21 protein-coding genes are annotated in these 22,403 nt (G+C 58.4%); 13 read left to right on the top strand and 8 right to left on the bottom strand.

The genetic code is table 11. From position 1 onward, the window contains the following. Positions 1–7: 7 nt before the first annotated feature. On the bottom strand, positions 8–928 hold the full coding sequence (locus tag RF819_RS01880) for a Ppx/GppA family phosphatase (RefSeq protein WP_078363404.1): 921 nt from the start codon (positions 926–928) through the stop codon (positions 8–10). 271 nt (positions 929–1,199) lie between these two features. Between RF819_RS01880 and RF819_RS01875 the strand changes: the two genes are divergently transcribed. The 6 genes from RF819_RS01875 (at position 1,200) to glgC (ending at position 7,893) form a co-directional block, all read left to right on the top strand. Further along, positions 1,200–1,412, top strand: coding sequence for a hypothetical protein (locus RF819_RS01875; RefSeq protein WP_078363403.1), 213 nt, complete (start codon positions 1,200–1,202; stop codon positions 1,410–1,412). A 22-nt stretch (positions 1,413–1,434) separates the two neighbouring features. Continuing rightward, on the top strand, positions 1,435–2,742 hold the full coding sequence (locus RF819_RS01870; protein ID WP_200224320.1) for a CorA family divalent cation transporter: 1,308 nt from the start codon (positions 1,435–1,437) through the stop codon (positions 2,740–2,742). 349 nt (positions 2,743–3,091) lie between these two features. Further along, a complete protein-coding gene (locus tag RF819_RS01865; RefSeq protein ID WP_200224317.1) occupies positions 3,092–4,105 on the top strand; it encodes a M14 family zinc carboxypeptidase in 1,014 nt (337 codons plus the stop codon). Positions 4,106–4,111: 6 nt separating this feature from the next. Then, positions 4,112–4,858: an alpha/beta fold hydrolase gene (locus tag RF819_RS01860; protein ID WP_078363402.1), complete on the top strand. Its 747-nt coding sequence runs from the start codon at positions 4,112–4,114 to the stop codon at positions 4,856–4,858. 101 nt (positions 4,859–4,959) lie between these two features. Then, positions 4,960–6,549 (top strand): methyl-accepting chemotaxis protein, encoded by a 1,590-nt coding sequence (locus tag RF819_RS01855; RefSeq protein WP_158081216.1) that lies wholly within the window; start codon positions 4,960–4,962, stop codon positions 6,547–6,549. Positions 6,550–6,591: 42 nt separating this feature from the next. Further along, positions 6,592–7,893, top strand: a complete 1,302-nt coding sequence (gene glgC, locus RF819_RS01850) for a glucose-1-phosphate adenylyltransferase (RefSeq protein WP_078363400.1) — start codon at positions 6,592–6,594, stop codon at positions 7,891–7,893. 68 nt (positions 7,894–7,961) lie between these two features. On the opposite strand, the gene RF819_RS01845 is transcribed toward glgC, so the two are convergent. The 3 genes from RF819_RS01845 to RF819_RS01835 all read right to left on the bottom strand — a co-directional run bounded on the left by RF819_RS01845 (position 7,962) and on the right by RF819_RS01835 (position 11,451). After that, positions 7,962–9,857, bottom strand: coding sequence for a GGDEF domain-containing protein (locus RF819_RS01845; protein WP_078363399.1), 1,896 nt, complete (start codon positions 9,855–9,857; stop codon positions 7,962–7,964). A 77-nt stretch (positions 9,858–9,934) separates the two neighbouring features. Further along, the gene (locus tag RF819_RS01840; RefSeq protein ID WP_078366719.1) at positions 9,935–10,846 is read right to left on the bottom strand and encodes a UDP-2,3-diacylglucosamine diphosphatase; all 912 of its coding nucleotides are present in this window, start codon (positions 10,844–10,846) and stop codon (positions 9,935–9,937) included. Between the two features lie 320 nt (positions 10,847–11,166). Then, complete coding sequence (locus RF819_RS01835) at positions 11,167–11,451, bottom strand: hypothetical protein (RefSeq protein ID WP_078363398.1); 285 nt, start codon at positions 11,449–11,451, stop codon at positions 11,167–11,169. Between the two features lie 270 nt (positions 11,452–11,721). On the opposite strand from RF819_RS01835, the gene pstS reads away from it, so the two are divergent. The 7 genes from pstS to phoR all read left to right on the top strand — a co-directional run bounded on the left by pstS (position 11,722) and on the right by phoR (position 18,319). Next, positions 11,722–12,759 (top strand): phosphate ABC transporter substrate-binding protein PstS, encoded by a 1,038-nt coding sequence (gene pstS / locus RF819_RS01830; RefSeq protein ID WP_078366718.1) that lies wholly within the window; start codon positions 11,722–11,724, stop codon positions 12,757–12,759. 106 nt (positions 12,760–12,865) lie between these two features. Beyond that, positions 12,866–13,831 (top strand): phosphate ABC transporter permease subunit PstC, encoded by a 966-nt coding sequence (gene pstC / locus RF819_RS01825; protein ID WP_078363397.1) that lies wholly within the window; start codon positions 12,866–12,868, stop codon positions 13,829–13,831. Next, positions 13,828–14,712, top strand: a complete 885-nt coding sequence (gene pstA, locus RF819_RS01820; protein ID WP_078363396.1) for a phosphate ABC transporter permease PstA — start codon at positions 13,828–13,830, stop codon at positions 14,710–14,712. Before pstC ends, pstA begins: the two co-directional genes overlap by 4 nt. A 27-nt stretch (positions 14,713–14,739) precedes the next feature. Further along, positions 14,740–15,519, top strand: a complete 780-nt coding sequence (gene pstB / locus RF819_RS01815; protein WP_078363395.1) for a phosphate ABC transporter ATP-binding protein PstB — start codon at positions 14,740–14,742, stop codon at positions 15,517–15,519. Between the two features lie 18 nt (positions 15,520–15,537). Continuing rightward, on the top strand, positions 15,538–16,239 hold the full coding sequence (gene phoU / locus RF819_RS01810) for a phosphate signaling complex protein PhoU (RefSeq protein ID WP_078363394.1): 702 nt from the start codon (positions 15,538–15,540) through the stop codon (positions 16,237–16,239). After that, positions 16,236–16,958 carry a phosphate regulon transcriptional regulator PhoB gene (phoB, locus tag RF819_RS01805; RefSeq protein ID WP_078363393.1) on the top strand — a complete coding sequence of 241 codons (723 nt, stop codon included), beginning with the start codon at positions 16,236–16,238 and terminating at the stop codon, positions 16,956–16,958. The genes phoU and phoB overlap by 4 nt, the downstream gene beginning before the upstream one ends. Before the next feature lie 20 nt (positions 16,959–16,978). Next, a complete protein-coding gene (gene phoR, locus RF819_RS01800) occupies positions 16,979–18,319 on the top strand; it encodes a phosphate regulon sensor histidine kinase PhoR (RefSeq protein WP_078363392.1) in 1,341 nt (446 codons plus the stop codon). Here phoR and RF819_RS01795 read toward each other — a convergent pair. The 4 genes from RF819_RS01795 to trxA form a co-directional block, all read right to left on the bottom strand. Next, positions 18,313–20,019 (bottom strand): hypothetical protein, encoded by a 1,707-nt coding sequence (locus RF819_RS01795; protein ID WP_078363391.1) that lies wholly within the window; start codon positions 20,017–20,019, stop codon positions 18,313–18,315. The two genes, phoR and RF819_RS01795, sit on opposite strands and share 7 nt — an antisense overlap. Before the next feature lie 93 nt (positions 20,020–20,112). Further along, positions 20,113–20,370 (bottom strand): type B 50S ribosomal protein L31, encoded by a 258-nt coding sequence (locus RF819_RS01790; protein WP_078363390.1) that lies wholly within the window; start codon positions 20,368–20,370, stop codon positions 20,113–20,115. A 110-nt stretch (positions 20,371–20,480) separates the two neighbouring features. Further along, a complete protein-coding gene (rho, locus tag RF819_RS01785; RefSeq protein ID WP_078363389.1) occupies positions 20,481–21,743 on the bottom strand; it encodes a transcription termination factor Rho in 1,263 nt (420 codons plus the stop codon). 201 nt (positions 21,744–21,944) lie between these two features. Next, complete coding sequence (gene trxA, locus RF819_RS01780; RefSeq protein ID WP_078363388.1) at positions 21,945–22,277, bottom strand: thioredoxin TrxA; 333 nt, start codon at positions 22,275–22,277, stop codon at positions 21,945–21,947. Positions 22,278–22,403 lie beyond the last annotated feature (126 nt).

Here is a 22,403-nt window from a genome sequence, read left to right as displayed (position 1 = left end):
GTGAGGCTCAGGCTGGTTGACGCATCAGGTCCATCAGCAGGCCATGGCGCAGGCCACCGAGCGACTGCTCCAGCCGGGTGATGCCCAAGAGGGCGAACAGCGCCCGCATCAGACTCAGGCCGCCGCCAATGATGGCCTTGCGGTCTTCACGCAGCCCCATCATGCTGAGTTGACCGGCGCTGTGGGCGGCCAGCAATTTTTCCAGCAGCCAGTCCAGGCCGTCCTGACTCACGTGGCCAGGCGGCCAGCCCGCAGCCGCCAGCACATCCACCACCGCATTGACGGTGCCTGCTGAGCCGTAGGCCTTGTCCCAGTGGTGGGGGGCGCAGAAAGCCAATGCGGGTGCCAACACCGTCTTGGCGGCTTGCTCCGCAGCAGCGAAGGCGGGTGCGCTGAGTTCTCCGTGAGCAAAGTAGCGCATCGACCAGCCGACACTGCCTACCGGGTAAGAGGCCATTTGCCGGGTCTGTTTGCCGCTGCCAATGATCAATTCAGTGGAGCGCCCGCCAATGTCGATGACCAGACGACGCTCGTCGGTGGTATCGGGCAGAGCCTGTGCCACACCTTGGTAAATCAGACGGGCTTCCTGCTCGCCCGAGATCACCTCGATGGCGTGGCCCAGCAAGCGGCTGCCCTGGGTCAGGAACTCGTCGCGGTTGTGGGCCTCACGCAAGGTCTGGGTGGTGACCGCGCTGAGCCGGTCCGGGGCGAAGTCGCGCAAACGTTCACCAAAGCGGCCCAGGCAGTCCCAGCCCCGTTGCATGGCCTGGGGAGTCAGTCTGGACTGGTGGTCGAGCCCGTTGCCGAGTCGCACCGTTTCTTTGAGGTAGTCGCTACGACAGAACTTGCCGTCCTCCAAGTAACCCATTTCCAGGCGAAAACTGTTGGAGCCCAAATCCACTGCCGCCAGGCGCATTCCATCTTGCATGTTGGTGTTTGCTATTTTTTGACGGGTACCAGCATAGCATCCAACGCACCACCGACATCGTGTTGTCCAGGCTCTTGTGATCTCTGGATACGCCTGATCTCCTAGTCTTTTTGTGTGAAAACTTGATGACAGTTTGGCCAAATGGCTGCCGTGTTTGTTGGCGATTGACCGATTGTTGCCTTGGGTCAATGCTTTGGCGATTTGTCATCTGGATGACTTGTCCATTGGCTAACATGCCCACATGTTTGTGGTCTGAAAGCTTGGAATCATCATGACAAGGCACTTGGACAATCTCGAACGACTGTTTCACAAGCTCTACCGCCGTTATGGGCCTGATGACCCGTTGTGCCAACAGGCGCAAGCCGAGTTTGAGGACAGCAAGGCGATGGAGCCGATCACCGGTCTGCAGCAGGACTGGACCGTTCCATATAGCCGTCTGATCAAGGATCAGAACAGCGAATTCATGCGGCACATCCAAAAGTGAGTTTGCTTGTGAGAGTGGCAGCATGAGTCTGGCCGCAGACAAAGTGTCTGAGCTGCTCAAAAAACAAAAACGCATCGAGAGTTTGGTTCACAACCAGAGCATGCCGCGTCAGGCCATGGTGGAGACGCTGGTTCAGCGCCAGCATGTGGCCGAGCTGCACAATCTGCTGTCTCCATGGTCTGCCAGCGAGATTGGCACCATTCTGGAATCCCTGCCAGCAGACGAGGCGATGCTGTTGTGGGCACAACTGTCTGCCGAGAGGCAGAACGACGTCCTGTGGGAAATCTCCGATTCACTTCGGGCGCTGCTGGCAGACAGCCGGGAGCCTGCCTTCAATGAAAGCCAGATCAACGCCTTTGTGCTGGTGGATGGCCGCCTGCGGCAAATTGCCGTGGAAGGTCGCAAAAGCCTGGAAGGTCTGCAACCGATCTGGATTGACCTGCTGGGTGCCAGCAAAGCCGAGCGCAATTTTGTCGGTCTGCACTTTGGCTTGAATTTCTCGGACCCCGATGATGTGACCGACCTGGAAGCGAGCTCACGCTACCGCATTGAAGAAAACGGTGATATCCACCTGCATTCCAACTTTTTGCTGGACCGCGAGGGCAAGTCGCGCAGTGTGCCGGTGAGTTTTGTGTTGCATCAAGGGGTCCTGTTCACCTTGCGCAACCAGGAGTTGCCGGTGTTTCGACTACAGCGTCGGCGCACCCTGACCCAGCCGGGTTATGTGTCTGATTGCACCGACGTGCTGCTGGACTTGTATGGCGCCGATGTGGAGTACTCGGCCGACTCGCTCGAAGACATTTACGCCACCTTGGGTGAGGTCGGGCGCCAGGTGCTCAGTGAGGGCATCACCGATCGCGAGGCCGCCGCCATTCTGGGTGACATTGCCGAGGAGGAGGACTTGAATGGGCGCATTCGGGGCAACATCCTGGACACCCAGCGTGCCATCCATTTTTTGATTCGCAGCAAGATCATGTCGACCTCACAAGGGGAGGACGCGCGGCAGATCCTGCACAACATCGAGTCACTCAACAGCCACACCTCGTTTCTGTTCGACAAGATCAACTTCCTGATGGATGCCACCATTGGTTTCATCAACATCAACCAGAACCGGCGCATCAACCAGCTGACGGTTTTTGGTGTGGTGTTCACACCCATCAATATTCTGGCGGGTATGGGAGGCATGTCCGAGTTTTCCATGATGACCCAAGGCATTCCCTGGCCGATAGCTTATGGCGCGTTTCTGGGTGGGGCGGTGCTGATTGGGGTTATCACATTCCTGGCACTCAAACATCTGGAAAGCCGTCAGACCCGGGGCAAACGGATGTGAACCGTTGAGGGGGTGCTGCGCTCACACGGCGCCAGGCGCGCCCAGGTCTTGCAGCTGTCCATAGGTCAGCGTTTGGTCAAGCGGCGCGCGCGCTGCAGCGAAATCAGCTCCAGGATGCCCCAGACCAGGCAGGCGGGTATGGCCAACAGGCGAAAAAAATTGGCTTTGAGGGGCATGGTGTGGGTGTGTCAGGGCTGCGGTCTGGTGACGAAGTTAGCCACCCTGTGTGACGACCGTGTGACAGGGTTCATAACAGCTGGGTTTGCCCTGTGTCACGCGCTTGACATGTCTGTCTACTAGCCTCTTGTCGCATGTTGCCTGCACAACGCCCCCTTGGCCCCCAAAAACCGTGACGGCACCCAAGTTGCCTGAGCTGGATGCGCTGGAGCGTGTCATCGAACTGGGTGCCGGGCGTTTGTCGTCCCGCGTGGCCTGCCAGGTGAGTCTGCCCGGAGGGGGCAGCTACCCGGTGCATGTCATCTGCCTTGGTAACCCCGATGTGGCTGTACCTGGGGTGGGCTATTTTGGGGGGGTGCATGGTCTGGAGCGCATTGGGGCGGAGGTGGTGATTGCGTACCTGCACAGCCTGGTGATGCGGCTGCAGTGGGACAGCGCCTTGCACCGGCAGCTCGAAACCGTGCGCCTGGTGTTCATGCCAATCATCAACCCAGGTGGCATGGCGCTGGGCACGCGTGCCAACCCCAATGGGGTGGATCTGATGCGTAATGCACCGGTCAATGCCAGTGACCCGGTGCCGTTTCTGGTGGGGGGGCAGCGCATCAGTTCGGGACTGCCCTGGTATCGCGGCCCCAGAAGCGGGTTGATGGAGATTGAAAACCAGGCGCTGTGCGAGGTGGTGGCGGCTGAGCTGCTGACGCGTGAGTTCAGTGTTTCGGTTGACTGTCACTCCGGCTTTGGTGCGCGTGACCGTGTCTGGTTTCCGTTTGCGCACAAACGTGCGCCCATGGCACACCTGGCGGAAATGCAAGCCCTCAAACACATTTTTGTGCAGTCCAACAACCATCACCGCTACCTGATCGAGCCGCAAAGTCTGCAGTATCTGGCGCATGGTGATGTGTGGGATCACTTGTATCTGCAGTCCTGTGCGCAGTCAGATCGGGTTTTTTTGCCTTTGACACTGGAGATGGGCTCCTGGCTGTGGGTCAAGAAAAATCCGCGTCAACTGTTTTCGCGCCACGGCATGTTCAACCCGCTGATCGAGCATCGCCAGCAGCGTGTGCTGCGCCAGCACCAGTTGCTGTTGGACTTTTTGTCGCGTGCGGCCTGTGGTTACCGCCTGTGGTTGCCCACCCCAGAGACCCGGGCGCAACACCATGCCCAAGCTTTGCAAGACTGGTACTGAACACCCATGGCCACCTGGATTTTGTTGCGTGGACTGACCCGGGAGAGCCGACATTGGGGTGACTTTCTGGGCCTGTTCCAGCAGGCTTTTCCAGGGGACACGGTGGTGACCCTGGACTTGCCTGGTAACGGGCGTCTGAACCACCAGCGCAGCCCAACGACTGTCGAGGGCCTGGTCGCGGACTGCCGTGCTCAGCTGGCCCAACGCCAGATGGCGCCACCCTACCATCTGTTGGCGATGTCGCTGGGTGCGATGGTGGCCGTGGCGTGGTCACACAGCCACCCGCATGAGGTGGCCGCCCAGGTGCTCATCAACACCAGCATGCGGCCCTTCAACCCGTTTTACCAGCGGCTGCGACCCGCCAACTACCTCAGCCTGCTGCGCCTGGCCTGGCCCGGCACCTCGGCCGAGCTGTGTGAGCACACCATTTTGCGTCTCACCAGCCGTCGGCAGGATACTTCGGTGTTGCCGCAGTGGCTGGCGCTGCGTCGTGCCAACCCGGTGGCGGGCCGCAATGCCCTGTGCCAGCTGGGGGCGGCAGCCCGCTTTTGTGCGCCTGCTGGCCCCTTGGCCGTGCCCAGTCTGTTGTTGGCTGGCGAGCTGGACCAGCTTGTCAGTGTGGCCTGTTCACGCAGTCTGGCGGCGGTCTGGCAATGCCCCTTGCAAGTGCATCCTGGCGCCGGGCACGATCTGCCGCTGGACGACGGTCCCTGGGTCTTGGCACGTGTGGCGCAGTGGCTGTCACATCGCTGAAATATCAGTGACACACAATACTTTCTACAGGCTCAGTGCTGGTCTTGGGGCGTCATTTGTCTGGCCAGCGCAGGTCGATGATTCGGAAAGAGAAGTCGTTCATGTCACATCGTTATGACGCGTCTGCCACCGGGGCCACGGGCTCGTTTTCGCGCAAGATAGCGGTCGTTCTGGCGCTGGTTCTTGCGGTGGCTTTGTTGGGCTCAAGCATTGGGTTCTGGTCGCTGCAACGTGTCAGTGGGGACACCGAGCGCATGGTGGGTGAGGTCATGGCCACCGAGCGCCTGGCAGCTGACCTGCAGCGTCATATTCTGGTGAATGTGGCCCGGACCAAAGGTTTGGCCTTGAGTTCTGAGCCCCAGGTAGGTGACGCCCTGATGCCTGAGATCAAACAGACGGCCGACCAGGTAGCGGCCTTGCTGGCTCAACTCGGTGACAAACTCACCGTGCCAGAAGATCAGGCCACCCTAGCGCGCATGCAAGCTGCCAACTCCCGGTTTGCCAAATCACTGCAGGATCTGATTGCGGCGCGTGACGGTGGCGTCACCGCCAAAATCGAGCAGGCCTACACCGAACAGTTCACACCCGCAGCCAATGAGCTGCAGGCTGCAGTGAAACAACTCGGTGATGCCCAGCGGGCCAAGATCGACACCTCGGCGCAGGGGATTGCTGGACTGAGCCTGAACGCGCGCTGGGGCCTGGTGGTCTTCAGCGTGTGTGCCTTGTTGCTCAGCGCAGTGTTGTCGGTCTGGCTGATTCGCAGCATCAAAACACCGATCCAGCTGGCGGTGGACACCGCCGACCGGGTGGCTTCGCTCGATTTGACGCACCACTTTGACGGCCACAACCGCGATGAAGCCGGCCGACTGCTGATTGCCCTGAGCCGCATGCAAACGTCTTTGCACAGCTTGGTACACCAGGTGCAGACCGCCAGCCACAGCGTGGCCCAAGGCTCCACCGAGATTGCCGCTGGCAATCTGGATTTGTCGAGCCGGATCGAGACAGCCGCGTCCTATTTGCAGCAAACAGCCGCCTCCATCGAGGATGTGGTGGCCAACATGCACAGCTCGCTGGAGGCCGCCAGCCGGGGTGATGCGCTGGCCAAATCAGCCAGTCTGGAGGCCACCCAGGGCAGCGCCGTGATGACCGAAGTGATGCAGACCATGCAGGACATCCACACCTCGTCCAGCCAGATCGTGGAAATCATCTCCGTGATTGATGGCATTGCTTTTCAGACCAATATTCTGGCGCTCAATGCTGCGGTGGAAGCAGCGCGTGCCGGTGAGCAAGGACGTGGTTTTGCGGTGGTGGCGGCCGAGGTGCGGACATTGGCCAACCGGTCTGCGGTGGCGGCCCGTGAGATCAAGTCACTGATCGGGTCTTCTGCCAGCAAGATCGAACTCGGTACCCAGAAGGCCCAACAAGCGCTTGACACCATGGTGCATATGGTGGACTCAGTCAAACGTGTTTCGGCGGTCATTGGCGAGATCCATGCTGGCAGTCTGGCCCTGAGTGGCACGATGACCAACATCAACCAGGCGGTGACCCAGCTCGACAGCCTGACCCAGCAGAACGCGGCGGTGGTCGAAGAGTCGGCCGCAGCGGCGCAGAACCTGCAGGACCAGGCCGCAGGACTGCGCGATGTGGCCGCCCAGTTCAGATTGCCCAATTCGGCGCTGTTGCTGACCTGAGACTGTCGGCGCTGGCGCTTGGTCTAAACCAGGAGACACACCATGACATTCGAGCCAGAGCAAGACGAGCGCAGCGGGCGCCGCCATGAACCGCGTTTTGTCAGCCAGGTCACCCGCAACACCTTTGCGATGGTCTTGGAGGGCGGCCATGCTGGCAGCCTGCACGAGTTGACCGACTGGCGTTCCAAACCGGCGCTGGCGTTTGGCGGCAAGTTCCGCATCATCGATTTTGTGTTGTCCAACTGTGTAAATTCCGGGGTACGGCGCGTGGGTGTGGCCACCCAGTACCGGGCGCAAAGCCTGATCCGGCATTTGCAACTGGGTTGGAGTTTTCTGGATGGTCGCCTGGGCGAGTTCATCGAGATCATGCCGGCCCAGCAGCAACTCAACGAGTCGCAGTGGTACCGGGGTAGTGCGGATGCGGTGTTCCAGAACCTGCGTGAAATCCGCAGGGCGGCGCCGCGTTATGTGCTGGTGCTCTCGGGGGACCACATCTACCGCATGGACTATGGTCGCATCCTGGCCGCGCATGTGGAGCGCCAGGCCGACCTGACCCTGGCCTGTATGCCGGTGCCTGCCAGTGAGGCGCAGCGTTTTGCGTCGCTGGTGCTGGATGACACGCAGCGTGTGGTGGGGCTGGGCAGCCCTACCGAGCCGCCTCAGGGCGGTGAGAGTGCCTCGGTGATGGTCAGCATGGGCATTTACGTTTTCAACGCCGACTTCTTGTACGCCCAGTTGCAGCGGGATGCGGATGACCCCAACTCCAGCCACAACTTTTGCCAAGACGTGATTCCGCATTGTGTGCGCGAGCATCGGGTGTACGCGCAGAACTACGCAGACAGCCGCGTGGGAGACCTCGACAAACCCGCCTACTGGCGAGATGTGCACAGTCTGGACGCGTATTGGGCGGCCAATATGGATCTGGTTCAGGTCACGCCGCATCTGAACCTGTATGACAACGAGTGGCCGATCTGGACCTGGCAGCCGCACAGCCCGCCCGCCAAGTTTGTGCACGACGAACCCGGCCGCCAAGGCACAGCCCTGGATTCTCTGGTGGCTTGTGGCTGCATCATCAGCGGTGCCACGGTGCGGCGCAGCATGTTGTTCTCGGACGTGCGTATCCACAACCATTGCCTGGTGGAGGACGCGATCATCTTGTCCAATGTCCAGGTGGGTGCCAACTGCATCCTGAAAAAATGCATCATTGACAAGAATTGCACGGTGCCGGAGGGCACCCAGATTGGCCTGGACCCGGTGGAAGATGCCAAACGTTTTCATGTCACCGCCGGCGGGGTAACCCTGGTCACCCGGATGATGCTGGGGCAGGAAGTGGCCTTGTTCTGAGATCGGCCTGGTGTGCTGTTCTTGTTGGCAAAAAGTGCGTCCAGCCCTTATTGGAAAAGGGATTGTTGCTATAAACTTGCTAACAACATACCTTTGTTGACACGGATCTGCAGGCCTTTCTCGCTGGTCTTGGCATCGTGTTTGGCGCGTGCCGCGACCGAGGCCACCTGTTCGGCATTGGTGAACTCGTCGTGGTGGATGATGACGGCACCGATGGACAAGGTGGTCAGCGGGAAAAAACGTGGCACACCGTGCCTGTCTTCGGCCTGAATACCACCGGCCTCGCGCGCAGTCTCGTCAAACAAGGCGCGAGCCTGCTGCGCAAATTCCGCAATGATGGCTTCACACTGCATCTGCCAGTTGTCGCTTTGGTACAGCAAGATGAAGTCGTCCCCACCCACATGGCCAACAAAATCCCGTCGCGGGTCGCAATGTGCCTGGCACAGGCTGGCCAGCAGTCGGATCATTTCGTCCCCGCGCCAGTAGCCGTACTGGTCGTTGAAGGGTTTGAAGTTATTCAAATCGGCATAACAGGCTACAAACGGCACACCGCTGGCCAACAGCCGTTCAATGTGTTGTGAGATCGGGATATTGCCGGGCAAAAACGTCAGCGGGTTGGCGTGGCGGGCCGCTTCGATACGGGTTTCGGTCACCGAGCGCACCAGCTGTTCACCGGTTCCCATGCCTTCATAACGCCCGTTGTCGGTGACGATGAAGCCGTCCACCAGATAACGCTGGTCGTCCGAGGTCAGGATGCCGACCAGGTCGTCCACGCTGTGGTTGCGCTCGACCACCCGGGGCTCCAGGTTGGCGTGGCTCATGCACGATTTTTGCCCCCAAATTTCGCGGTAATACAGCTTGCTGTATTCGTTCATGAAGGTGGTGCGGTTGATGATGGCCACAGGGCGGACTTCGTCCACCACAGCGATGGCATGCAGCTTGGGGTGACTGAAAAACAAACGCGCCAACTCGTCGTTGGTGGCGCTCGGGCTGACGGTTGGCGCCTTGATCACCGCCAGGCGGCTGATCGAGCCCGCGCTGGCCGTGCGTCGCATCTCTGGAAACACGGCGATGCTGCGGTCGCGCAAGGTCACCCGGGCCTTGGGTTCAATTTGGAAGCGTGGCACGTGGGCCGGACGCCCCAGCAGGTAACCTTGCCCATATGGAATACCCAGGTCGCGTAGGACATGGAGGTCCTCTTCGGTTTCAATGCCTTCGGCAACCAGCGAGGTGCCAAAAATGGCCGCGATCTGCTGCAAGGCCTGGATGGTTTTGAGTTTGTCGGCGTACTGGCTGATGTCTTTGGTGAAGTATTTGTCAATCTTGACAAACTCAGGCTTGATCTGGGACCACAAGCGCAAGCTCGAACGGCCATCCCCAAAATCGTCCAGCGCCAAGCTCACACCCGCAGCGCGGATCTGGCGCACCGCCACGGCCAGTTGGTCCATGTCCGCCACCCGCTCGTATTCGGTGATCTCCAGGACCAGCATGCGTGGCGAGATGCCCAGTGTGTTGGCCATGGTCATCAGACCCTCAAACTCGCATTGCGCCAGCGCCTGGATCAGTGCGTCCGCGCTGATGTTGAGAAACAGGCGTCCGGCCTCACGCAAACTGCCCCAGCGTGCCATGGCGGTCAGCACACACTGGTTTTCGAATTCAAAGTTCAGGCTCTCAAACTCAGCCGCCTGCAAGAGTTTGTCAGGGGTGTGCAGCGGCGAGCCTTCCGGCCCCCGGATCAGCGCCTCATGGGCATAGATGCCGCCGTCTTCGAGTGAGGCGATGGGCTGAAACACCGGGTACAGCATTTTGCGCCGCAGCAAAGTCGCCAGGGTGCCACGACCACGCCGTACCGCGTTGGAACTCAGAACAGGCGTCAGAGGCTCAGAGGCGGCACAGCGGCTTCCCCTCGCATGGAACTGTGCGACAGGTGGCAAAAAAGACGTCAATACGTGTAAGTCGTTCATCAAGATGGAGGAGCCGTGGGCCAGCGGCGCAGTTTATGAAACGCGCATGACATTTCTGTGACGATTTGGCCAAAGGCTTACACGGTTTGGCAGGCCGCTGTTGTATCCACTTGACTCTGAGAGACCGCCGAAGGCGCCCAGTGCACCAGTTCCAGCCGCCCATTGTGGTGTTCCACCAAGGCGGTGCAACTCTCCACCCAGTCGCCGTCGTTGCAATACAGGATGCCGTCGATGTGGCGCATTTCGGCACGGTGGATGTGGCCACACACCACGCCGTGGTGACCACGGCGCTTGGCCTCGTGGGCCAGGGCTTCTTCAAAATCGGCCACATACATCATGGCTTTTTTGACCTTGTGTTTGAGGTAGGCCGACAAGGACCAGTAAGGCATGCCCAGTTTGGTGCGCCAATGGTTGAGGTAGCGGTTGAGTTTGAGGGTGAACTCGTACAGGTTGTCACCCAGGTAGGCCAACCATTTGGCGCACTGGATCACACCGTCAAAGGCGTCACCGTGGGTCACCCAGAGTTTCTGGCCGTCGGCGGTGGTGTGGATGGCGTCGTCCGAGACCTCGATGCCACCAAACTGGTGGCCAAAAAAGCCGCGCGCAAATTCGTCATGGTTGCCCGGCACATAAATGATGCGGCAGCCTTTGCGCGCCCGGCGCAGCAGCTTTTGCACCACATCGTTGTGTGATTCCGGCCAATACCAGCGCCGGCGCAGCTGCCAGCCATCCACGATGTCACCCACCAGGTACAGGTAGTCACTGCGGTTGGCCTTGATAAAACTCAGCAAGGCCTGGGCCTGGCAGCCCGGTGTGCCCAGATGCAGGTCAGATATAAAAATGGCGCGGTAATGGGAGCGGCCGGACTCTGAGGGGTCGTGGCCAGGCGGCAGGGGGGAGGGTGGCGTCAGACCGTTGTCAACCCGTCGCAAGGCTTCAAAGAGCGCCTGCTCAGCCGGGAACAAAGTGGGTTGAGGCAGTGCTTGCATGTCACGCTCCGCAGTTTGGATACGTGATGGTGACGCCAGCATGTGACGTGTTGATGGCAAGTACAAGACATTTCAGTGACTCTGAATTGTGTTGTCAGCTGCTATTTTGAGGGAGGGCTGCCGGTCGGCAGCGCAACGCACAGCGACCGGTCGATCGGGTTGTTTGGCTTTTAAGGATATTTGGCCTCTAGCCCTTGATTCATAAGGGCTGAAAGCTATCGATATTGATGCTGGAGGTCCGGACTTGCCTCACACAACGGGCTGTTTGCGCGGCTGTGTGAGGCCTGTGGCAGGGTCAGTCTGCCGCTGCTTGCAAGCGCTTACGCGGTCGGGGCCAGTTGTGGATTGATCGCAGAGGCTTCCAGTTCCTGCGCCAGGTTGCTGGAGTCGAGCAGGCGAAGTTTGCTGGCGTAATGCCGGTCAAGCCGCCATTCGTCGAGTATTTCCAGCGCCAGTTCGAACCGTTTGTCGTCGAGTTGGTAAAGCTGCGCCACCGAAATGCTGGTTGCACTTTCCAACGCCAGCACCAGGCGGGCAATGATTTGCGCAGCCGGATCACTGGGGTTGGTTTCGATGAGTTTGCGGGCTTTCTTGATCGCAAGCATGTAGCTTCTTTCCGTAGGTAGAGTGAATGCGGGCCGCTGTTGGCGGCCCGCTTGATGTCGTCGCCAGCGCCCAGCGCATGGCTCGGTTCTTAGGGTATCCCAGTGTGCTGCGGATTTTGATGACGAACGTGTGACAGTCGCATAAACCAGACAACTGTTCAAGAGGCGTCACAGTTGTTGTCACGTTACTGACATATTCGTGTCTTAAATTACGGTTCGTTCAGCAGGCATTTCCGTTTTTCTGCTCTAACCTTGAAAGGGTTCTACATGATGACCAACACGTTCAAAACCATTTTGACCACCACGGCCTTGGCTTTTATCGGCATGGGCTCTGCCAGTGCGCAAGAAATCACTGGCGCTGGCGCCAGCTTTCCCGCACCTCTGTATGCCAAATGGGCAGCCGACTACAACAAGGCCACCGGTGTCAAGGTGAACTACCAGTCTGTGGGTTCGGGTGCAGGCATCAAACAAATCGATGCCAAGACCGTTGACTTCGGTGCCTCCGACATGCCGCTGACCGACGATGTTTTGAAAGCCAAAAACCAGTTTCAGTTTCCCACTGTGATTGGTGGCACGGTCCCGGTGATCAATATCAAGGGCATTGGTCCGGGTCAAATGAAGCTGGACGGCCAGGTTCTGGGTGACATTTATCTGGGCAAGATCACCAAATGGAACGATGCCGCCATCAAGGCACTGAACCCAGGTTTGGCTTTGCCTGATGCAGACATCGCGCCGGTGCGCCGTGCGGATGGTTCTGGCACCACCTTCAACTTCACCAACTACCTGAGCCGCGTCCATGCTGAGTGGAAATCCAAGGTGGGTGAGGGCACAGCGGTCAACTGGCCGGTGGGTGCGGGTGGTAAAGGCAACGAAGGTGTGGCATCGTTTGTGAACCGCCTGCCAAATTCGATTGGTTATGTTGAGTACTCCTACGTCAAGCAAAACAAGATGACCTACACCTTGATGAAAAACAAGGATGGCGTTTTTGTGGAACCCAGCGAAGAAGCTTTCAAGGCGGCAGCTGCCGGTGCTGACTGGAATAAATCCTTTTACCAGCTGATCACTGACCAGCCAGGCAAAGGCACTTGGCCCATTTCCACGGCGACCTTTATCCTGATGCACAACGTGCAGGACAAGCCAGCCAATGCCACCGAAACCTTCAAGTTCTTCAACTGGGCCTTCAAAAACGGTGACAAAGCAGCTGCCGACCTGGATTACGTGGCGCTGCCTGATTCGGTGATTTCCACCATCGAGAAGTCATGGGCCAACGTCAAGGATGCCTCTGGCAAACCTGTGGCATTGAAGTAAACCACCGTCTTAGCCCGTACATTTGACAGCAGGAGAGCCATACGTGTCAGCTACACTTTCTGCGCGGGATGAGACCATCCCTTCACCTAACACTGACGCGCGTGATATGAACAGACTTCCTCCTGTCAAGACAGCACGTTCGGGACCTTTGGCTGACCGCCTTTTTGGCTGGTTGGCCCAGGGTGCGGCCTGGCTGACGCTGGGCTTGCTGATCGCCATTTTGCTGTCCTTGACGGTCAGTGCTTGGCCTGCGATCAGCAAATACGGCTTGGGCTTTTTGGCCTCCACCACCTGGGATCCCGTCAAGGAAGAGTTTGGCGGCCTGGTGATGATCTACGGCACGCTGATGACTTCGTTCATCGCGCTGCTGATTGCGGTGCCGGTCAGTTTTGGCATCGCCCTGTTTTTGACCGAGTTGTCGCCAGCCTGGCTCAAGCGTCCTCTGGGGACGGCGATCGAGCTGCTGGCGGCCATCCCGTCGATTGTTTACGGCATGTGGGGCTTGCTGGTGTTTGGTCCCATTTTGTCTACTTATGTGCAGCAACCTCTGCAAAAGATGTTCCTGGGCGTGCCGTATCTGGAAGCACTGTTCTCAGGCCCGCCAGTGGGTATCGGTATCTTGTCGGCTGGCATCATTCTGGCCATCATGATCATTCCGTTCATTGCGGCAGTGATGCGTGATGTGTTTGAGGTGACCCCGACCCTGCTTAAAGAGTCTGCCTACGGCCTGGGTGCCACCACCTGGGAGGTGGTCTCCACCGTGGTCTTGCCCTATACCAAAGCGGGTGTGGTGGGTGGCATCATGCTCGGCTTGGGTCGCGCCATTGGGGAAACCATGGCGGTGACCTTTGTCATCGGCAACTTCAACCAGCTGGATTCACTGAGTCTGTTCCAGGCTGCCAACAGCATCACCTCGGCCTTGGCCAATGAGTTTGCCGAGGCAGGTGAAGGTTTGCACCAGGCGTCGCTGATGTACCTGGGGCTGGTATTGTTTTTTATCACTTTTGTGGTGCTCTCGTTGTCGAAGCTGCTGCTGTCACAGCTGAAGAAGAGTGAAGGAACCAAGTCATGAGCACCGCTGAGACCTTGCTGCGAGCCAAAGCTTTGACCGAGATGCGTGCCACCCGTTATGCTGCACGCAAACGGGTCAACATCATTGCCCTGGTGCTGTCGATGATGGCAATGGGTTTTGGCTTGTTCTGGTTGTTCTGGATTCTGTTTGAAACCGTTCGGCTCGGTACGGCCGGTTTGACTTGGGCCGCACTGTCCCAAATGACGCCGCCACCCAACGACGAAGGGGGCTTGCTCAACGCCATCTATGGATCGTTCCTGATGGTGATGTTGGCCACTTTTGTGGGCACGCCCATTGGCATCATGGCAGGTATTTACCTGGCGGAGTTTGATACCAAGGGATGGCTGGCCAACGTCACGCGTTTTGTGAATGACATCCTGCTGTCGGCGCCGTCGATTGTGATTGGCTTGTTTGTGTATGCGGTGGTGGTCACACGGTTCAAGTCCTTTTCGGCCTATGCGGGCATCATGGCACTGACCCTGATTGTGATTCCGGTGGTGATCCGTACCACCGAAAACATGTTGCAACTGGTGCCACCGGGCCTGCGTGAGGCAGCCTATGCACTTGGTGCACCGAAATGGAAGGTGATTTTGAGCATCACCATGCGCTCGGCACGGGCTGGGGTGGTCACAGGTGTTCTGCTGGCGGTGGCTCGGATTGCAGGTGAGACCGCACCTTTGTTGTTCACGGCTTTGAGCAACCAGTTCTGGACCTCGAGCCTGAGTGAACCCATGGCCAGTTTGCCCGTCACCATCTTCAAATTTGCCATGAGCCCCTATGAAAACTGGCAGCAACTGGCTTGGGCGGGTGTGTTCTTGATCACCCTGGCGGTTCTGGGCCTGAACATTCTGGCGCGTGTGTTGACACGTCAAAAGAACTAGACCCGTAGACACACCTCAAACAACTTCATGACCATGACTACTGAAAAAACACAGCCTGCCAAGATTGCGGTGAAGAACCTGGACTTCTTCTACGGCAAATTTCACGCACTCAAAAACATCAACCTCGATATTCCCGAGAAGAAGGTCACGGCCTTCATCGGCCCCTCTGGTTGTGGCAAGTCCACGCTGCTGCGGGTGTTCAACCGCATGTTCGAGCTGTACCCGGAACAACGCGCCCAGGGTGAGGTGGTGCTCGACGGTGAAAACCTGTTGACCAGCAAACAAGATGTGGCACTGCTGCGCGCCAAAGTCGGTATGGTGTTCCAGAAGCCCACGCCTTTCCCCATGTCCATCTACGACAACATCGCTTTTGGTGTCAAACTGTTTGAGAAGTTGAGCCCCACCGATATGGAAGAGCGGGTGGAGTGGGCACTGCGCAAGTCGGCGCTGTGGAATGAGGTCAAGGACAAGCTCAAGCAAAGTGGCTCCAGCCTGTCGGGTGGTCAGCAGCAGCGGCTGTGTATTGCCCGTGGTGTGGCCATCAAGCCCGAGGTGATCCTGCTCGATGAACCCTGTTCTGCGCTGGACCCGATCTCTACGGCCAAGGTCGAAGAGCTGATCATCGAACTCAAACAGGATTACACCGTGGTCATCGTCACCCACAACATGCAGCAGGCTGCACGTTGCAGCGACTACACGGCGTATATGTACCTCGGTGATCTGGTTGAATTTGGTGCCACCGAGCAAATCTTCTTCAAGCCCAACCGCCAGGAAACTGAAGACTACATCACTGGCCGGTTTGGTTAGTCATCACCGAGGAATCTCATGCCTGAAAAACATTTATCGTCCCAATTTGACAGCGAGCTGGGCACCGTTTCGACCCGTGTCATGGAACTCGGCGGGCTGGTGGAATCGCAAATCCGACAGGCCATTTATGCCTTGTCGCAGTTCAGTGTGGAAGTTGCCCAGCAGGTGGTCACCGCCGAGGCCAAGGTCAATGCGATGGAAGTCGATATTGACCGTGAGCTCTCCAGCATCATTGCCCGGCGTCAACCAACCGCCCGCGACCTGCGGCTGTTGATCGCCATTTCCAAGGCCACCGCCAACCTCGAGCGTGTGGGGGATGAGGCAGAAAAAATTGCGCGTATGGTGTTGTCCATCATCAGCAGTGGTGCACCGCGCGCATTGCCTTCCTTGGAGCTGCGGGTAGCCTCTGATCTGGCCTCCGGCCTGCTCAGAAAAGCATTGGATGCTTTTGCCCGTCTGGACACCTCGGCTGCCTTGTCCATCCTCAAGGAAGATGACTTGATTGACAAGGAGTTCGACGGCTTTGTGCGCAAACTCATCACCTACATGATGGAAGACCCGCGCATGATCTCGCCAAGTCTGGATCTGCTGTTTTTGGCCAAGGCCATTGAGCGTATTGGTGACCATGCCAAAAACATCGCCGAGCTGATCATCTACATCGTCAAAGGGGCTGATGTGCGGCACGCGGCCATGGACGAGATTGAGTCGGTGGTGAAATGAGGCGAGTCCCCTGTGTGCTGATCGTCGAGGATGAGCCCGCCATCGCCGAGCTGATCTCGGTGAACTTGCGCCACAGTGGGTTCCGTCCGATTTGGGCGATGGACAGCGCAACGGCTCAGGCCGAACTCGACTCGGTGTTGCCAGATGTGATCCTGTTGGATTGGATGCTGCCCGGTGAGTCAGGGTTGACCTTGGCCAAACGTTGGCGTGCCCATCCTCGCACCAAAGATGTGCCCATCATCATGTTGACCGCGCGTGGTGATGAGCCAGACCGCGTGGCAGGTCTGGATGCTGGTGCTGATGATTACATCAGCAAGCCGTTTTCAACACGGGAGTTGTTGGCCCGTATTCGCGCCGTGCTGCGCCGTCGTGCCCCCGAGCAGGAAGCCACGCTGGTCACCATGGGTCAGCTCAGTCTGGATGCCGCCACCTACCGGGTGAGCTTTGGTGACCAGGCGCTCAAGCTGGGTCCGACGGAATTCAAACTGTTGCATTACCTGATGACCCACGCCGAGCGTGTGCACAGCCGCTCGCAGCTGCTGGACCAGGTCTGGGGTGACCATGTGTTTATCGAAGAACGCACCGTGGATGTCCACGTCAAGCGGCTGCGTGAAGCGCTGGGCGAACGCGCGGCTGCGATGATCGAAACCGTGCGCGGTGCTGGCTACCGCATCACCACCCAGAATCAGAGTACTGGTACCTCCTCTGCTGTGGCATAGTCTGCCGAGAAGAATTATTGATGTTTTTGCGAATCTGCGGCTTTGTCGCCTTCCAGTTGGCAGGCGCGGTTCTGGGTTGGTTTCTTGGCCTGACGGGGCAGAGTCAGCTGGTGGATGCCTTGCTGGGCGCCCTGGGTGGTTCGGCGTTGTGGCTGGTGCTTGACACCACCCGCGCTGCCCAGGCGCTGCACTGGTTGAGCCCGGAGCGCGCAGACTCGCCCCCGATCAAATGGGGGTTGTGGGGCGAAGTCCTGGAGCGGGCTCAGCGGCTGTTGCGCTCGCAACGCCGGACCATTGAAGAGGGTGAAAACCGCCTCCATGATTTTCTGTCCGCGCTGCAGGCGTCTCCCAACGGCGTGATGTTGCTGGACAACCAATCTCGCATCGAATGGTGCAACCAGACAGCTGCGGTGCACTTTGGTCTGGATGCGCAGCGTGATCTGCAGCAATACATGGTCAATCTGGTGCGTGACCCAGCCTTTGCGGCTTACTTGTCCGGGCGGGCTTTTGACCATGAATTGCTGATGGCCGGGCGCGAGAGCACGGCAACACGCCCGGTTCGCCTGTCGGTACAGCTCTACCACTATGGTGGGGGACGCCTCTTGTTGTTGTCGCGTGACGTGACTGCGGTTGAGCAGGCCGAAGCCATGCGGCGTGACTTTGTGGCCAATGTGTCTCATGAAATTCGCACACCCCTGACCGTGTTGGCTGGTTTTGTGGAGACCTTGCAGACCCTGGAGTTGGCCGCTGATGAGCGAGACAGTTACCTGACGCTGATGGCGCAGCAGTCGATGCGTATGCAAAGTCTGGTCAGTGATTTGTTGATGCTGTCGCGGCTCGAGGGTAGTCCGGCGCCCAGTGTGGACACCTGGAGTTCTGTGCCGACCTTGATGCGGCAACTGGAACAAGACGCGCGTGCCCTGACAGCGGTGGTCAACCTCAATGAGCAGCAAGTGCATGCATTGGACTTCCACTGTGCCTTTGAAGGCGAGATCGCCGGCGTGGCCACTGAGTTACACAGTGCCATGGGTAATCTGGTCAGCAACGCCATTCGCTACACACCGCCGGGTGGTCACATCGGGGTCAGCTTCAGGCAGTTGCCAGATGGGCAGGCTGAGTTTGAGGTGGTGGATGCGGGTCCAGGTATCGCACCCGAACACATTCCGCGTTTAACCGAACGGTTTTACCGTGTTGATCGCAGTCGTTCCCGTGAAACCGGTGGCACCGGTCTGGGCTTGGCGATTGTGAAACACGTGGCGCAACGCCACGGTGCCCATCTGGCGATCGAGAGCAAGCTGGGTCAGGGCGCGAGATTTCGCATCACGTTCCCTGCAACCCGCCTGCGTGCCACACATCAGTGAGCCTGGCGCTCAAAGATATAGATTTTTTCGTCAGGCGTGGCCGGGTGGTGGATGCTGCCGCGCAGCAGCCAGGGTTTGCCGGGGACAAAGCCAGATGTGGTGATGGGATTCTCCCCGTTGGCGATCAGCCAGGCGCACTTGGCCCCGGAGCTGGAGGGCATGAGGCTGAGCTGACCATGCAGTTGCAAAGCGGCGGTCTGGCTGCGGCTCAGCCCTAGCGTGGACACACAGCCTGGGTTCTCAGGCAGCAACTTGGCAGCCTGTTGCACCATCGGCACATAACTGCGGGCAAAGTCCAGCAAGGGCAACCACAGTGTCATCAACAACAGCCAGCACAAAGCAGCGCCACCGGCAGGCAGGACCACACTCTTCCAGAGCGCCGCGCGGTGTCGACCTACACGCCAATATACGAGCCAAGCCCATATCAGGCTTGCACATAATGCTATTAAAAAAGGAATGAGTGAGAAACTGTGCACAAACCCTGGTGCCAGTTTGGCCACATTCATCGCTGGTCGCGCGGGGAATCCGGTCTGCATGGAGATCCACACCACCCAGATGATCAGCGCGCAACCACTGAAAAAAATCAGCGTGAACCAGTCAATCAAGGCTGCCACACTGCGCCCCAGGGTTGGCAAGGCAAATGCGGACAGCGCGGCGAGGGCTGGCAAACCCAGCAACAGCGATCGGTCCGCCGCATGGGTGGTCAAGGTCGCTGCGCTGGCCACTAGGGCAAAACACAGGGGCAGCCACAGATGTCGGCTTGCAAAACGCTCACCCAGCAGCAGGTGCCGCCAACGCCAAAGTGTCCACAGTGCCAGCGGCCAGGCTGGCCAGGTGAACCACAAAAACAGCCGACCCAGGCTTTGCCACTCGTGCCAGCTGGCGTGTGGCAAGTCGATCCGCCATTGCCAGAGATTGAGCCAGGTCGATAGCGCTGCGCACACGAGTGTGATGACCAGCAGACCAGCCGCCCTGAGTTTGCGGGTACCGGTTTCATTGCTGTTGTGGCTGGATTCGAGCAGGTAAATGGCAGCACAACCCACGCCCAGCGCCAAGGCCATGCTCGGTGAACCCGAGAGGGTCATGCCCAGCAGTCCGGCCACCGCTGCGATGCCCGGCATCAAAACACGGTAGGGCAGGGCCGCCGTGGCGTAAAACACCAGTGCGGTGAAACAAAGCTGCGTCAGTGCCGGCGTGGTTTCGTGGGCGAGTTGGGCCAAACCCAGGCAGGCGATGAAGGCCAGCAGGCCACCATCCGCCACAGCGCGGGCGTAGTCCGTGGGTTTGGCCTCGCCGCCAAAGGCAAACGCCACCGGCTGGGCCAGTGGACTGCGTGCCAGGTAATAGGTGCCGTACCAGGTGGCCAGCAGTGTGGCGACCAGGAGCAGCACAAAGGGCAAACGTGCCGCCCAGTCCGCCGACACCCAGGCGGGAGCCAGCTGCATGGCCCAGGCCCCCAACCAATAGGGAAGCAAGGCATGCACTTCGGGCGCCTGACCGCTCAGCGAGGGGTGTAACCAGTCTGCTGAGCCTTTGGCCAGTTCGGCCATATAGCCCAGCGTGGTGATGTCTTCACGTTTCCAGGGGCCACGCCCCAGGAACCCGGGTAACACATAGGCCAGGCAAAACAGCCACAACGCGACACGGGGTAGGCGGCGTACGGCATCCTGGGCAACAATGGCCGGGGTGGGGAGATTCACGGTGGGGGCCCGCTCCGATGGAAGGGATGTTTTGCGCAAAGAAAAAGGCAGCGCGGAATGACCCGGCTGCCTTTGGCAGAACGCAAGAAGTGCTTACTTGGCAGCGGTTTTGCCGAAGCGGTTGCGGAAGCGCTCGACACGGCCGCCCATGTTGTCCACCGATTTTTGTGTACCGGTGTAGAAGGGGTGCGATTCGCTGGTGGTATCGAGCTTGTACAAAGGCAACTCGCGACCATCTTCCAAAGTGATCATTTCCTTGGTGCTGGCACAAGAGCGGGTGACGAATTTGAACCCATTGGACATGTCCTGGAAGCAAATTTCGCGGTAATTGGGGTGAATGCCTTTTTTCATGTGTTCTCCATCAGTTGCGTTAGCCGCGTCAGCCCTTGCACAAACCCGATGTGCAATTCAAAGCCGCTCGTACTTTTCGCGAAAAGCCTTGGATTATAGACCAGCTGTGCTTAGCCACCCCGACGCATCATGTCGAAGAACTCGGAATTGTTCTTGGTGGCTTTCATCTGTTTCAAGACCATCTCCATGGATTCGATCTCGTCCATGTTGTAGAGGAATTGGCGCAGGATGCGGGTCTTTTGCAAAATTTCTGGCTGCAGCAGCAACTCTTCGCGGCGTGTACCACTGCGGTTGAGCTGGATCGATGGGAACACCCGTTTTTCGTAGAGACGGCGGTCCAAGTGGATTTCCGAGTTGCCGGTGCCTTTGAACTCTTCAAAAATCACTTCGTCCATGCGGCTGCCGGTGTCCACCAGCGCGGTGGCGATGATGGTCAGTGAACCACCTTCTTCCACATTGCGGGCGGCACCCAGGAAACGCTTGGGGCGTTGCAATGCATTGGCATCCACACCACCGGTCAACACCTTGCCGGAAGAGGGCACCACGTTGTTGTAGGCGCGAGCCAGACGGGTGATCGAGTCCAGCAGAATCACCACGTCTTTTTTCAGCTCGACCAGGCGTTTGGCGCGTTCGATCACCATCTCTGCCACATGCACGTGACGGGCAGCGGGTTCGTCAAAGGTGGAGGCAATCACCTCGCCCTTGACGGTTCGTTGCATTTCGGTCACTTCTTCAGGGCGTTCATCCACCAGCAGCACCATCATGTGGCTGTTGGGGTAGTTGGCCGAAATGGCGTGGGCGATGTGCTGCATCATCACCGTCTTGCCACTCTTGGGCGGGGCCACCAGCAGTGCGCGCTGGCCTTTGCCAATGGGGGCGATGATGTCAATGATGCGCCCGGTGATGTTTTCTTCACCCTTGATGTCGCGCTCAAGACGCATCTGCTCTTTGGGGAACAGCGGCGTCAGGTTTTCAAACATAACCTTGTGTTTGTTTTCTTCGGGGCCGCCGCCGTTGACCTTTTCGAGCTTGTTCAGGGCAAAGTAGCGCTCACCATCCTTGGGTGTGCGCACTTCACCTTCGATCATGTCGCCGGTGTGCAGGTTGAAGCGCCGCACCTGGCTTGGGCTGATGTAAATGTCGTCTGTCGAAGCGGTGTAGCTGGTGTCCGGGCTGCGCAAAAAGCCAAAGCCATCGGGCAAGATTTCGAGCACGCCGTCGGCAAAAATCTGTTCCCCGGCGCGGGCGCGTTTCTTGATGATCGCAAACATCAGCTCCTGTTTGCGCATGCGCCCGGTGTTTTCAATCTCAAGATCTTCGGCTTGCTTGAGGACTTCTGACACGTGCAGTGCCTTGAGTTCGTTTAAATGCATGGATTGACGCAATCAATGTGAAAAGCAAATGTGGGGGAGGATTTGACGGCCGGACTTGTTGTGAGAAGTCGCGTTAGCCTCTGCCGGAGACTCTGACCAACCCACTGGGACAGTTGGCGAGTGCTCGGATTATGACAGGAAAAAACCGGGTTTTGCGCTGCAGGAAAACGCGGGCGCAGCGCGGCCCGCTACCACGTTAACTCAGGCGAGTTGCTGGTCAATAAAAGCAGTCAGTTGGGCCTTGCTCAATGCTCCCACCTTGGTGGCTGCCAGCTGGCCGTTTTTGAACAGCATCAGGGTTGGGATGCCACGAATGCCAAACTTCGCCGGGATGTCACGGTTTTCATCCACATTCATTTTGGCAATCTGCACTTTGCCTTCGTAAGCCGTCGATACTTCGTCCAGAATCGGCGCGATCATTTTGCAAGGGCCACACCATTCAGCCCAGTAATCGACCAGCACCGGCACGCCGGATTGGAGGACATCGGTCTCGAAAGAGGCATCGGACACATGTTTGATCAGTTCACTAGCCATGTTTGTTCCTGTTACAGATTTTTAAAAAAATAATTAATAGCGAAATTGTGACAGAAATATCCCCGGCTCACCGACGAGGCCTGCCTTAGCCATGTGGCTAGCAGGCCAGTCAAAACCAGCGAAAGA

Origin of the sequence: Rhodoferax fermentans (genome assembly GCF_002017865.1) — a bacterium.
In the GTDB taxonomy this organism is placed as follows: domain Bacteria; phylum Pseudomonadota; class Gammaproteobacteria; order Burkholderiales; family Burkholderiaceae_C; genus Rhodoferax; species Rhodoferax fermentans.
Note: the sequence above shows the minus strand (reverse complement) of the source record. Positions and strands in the feature narration are given on the sequence as shown.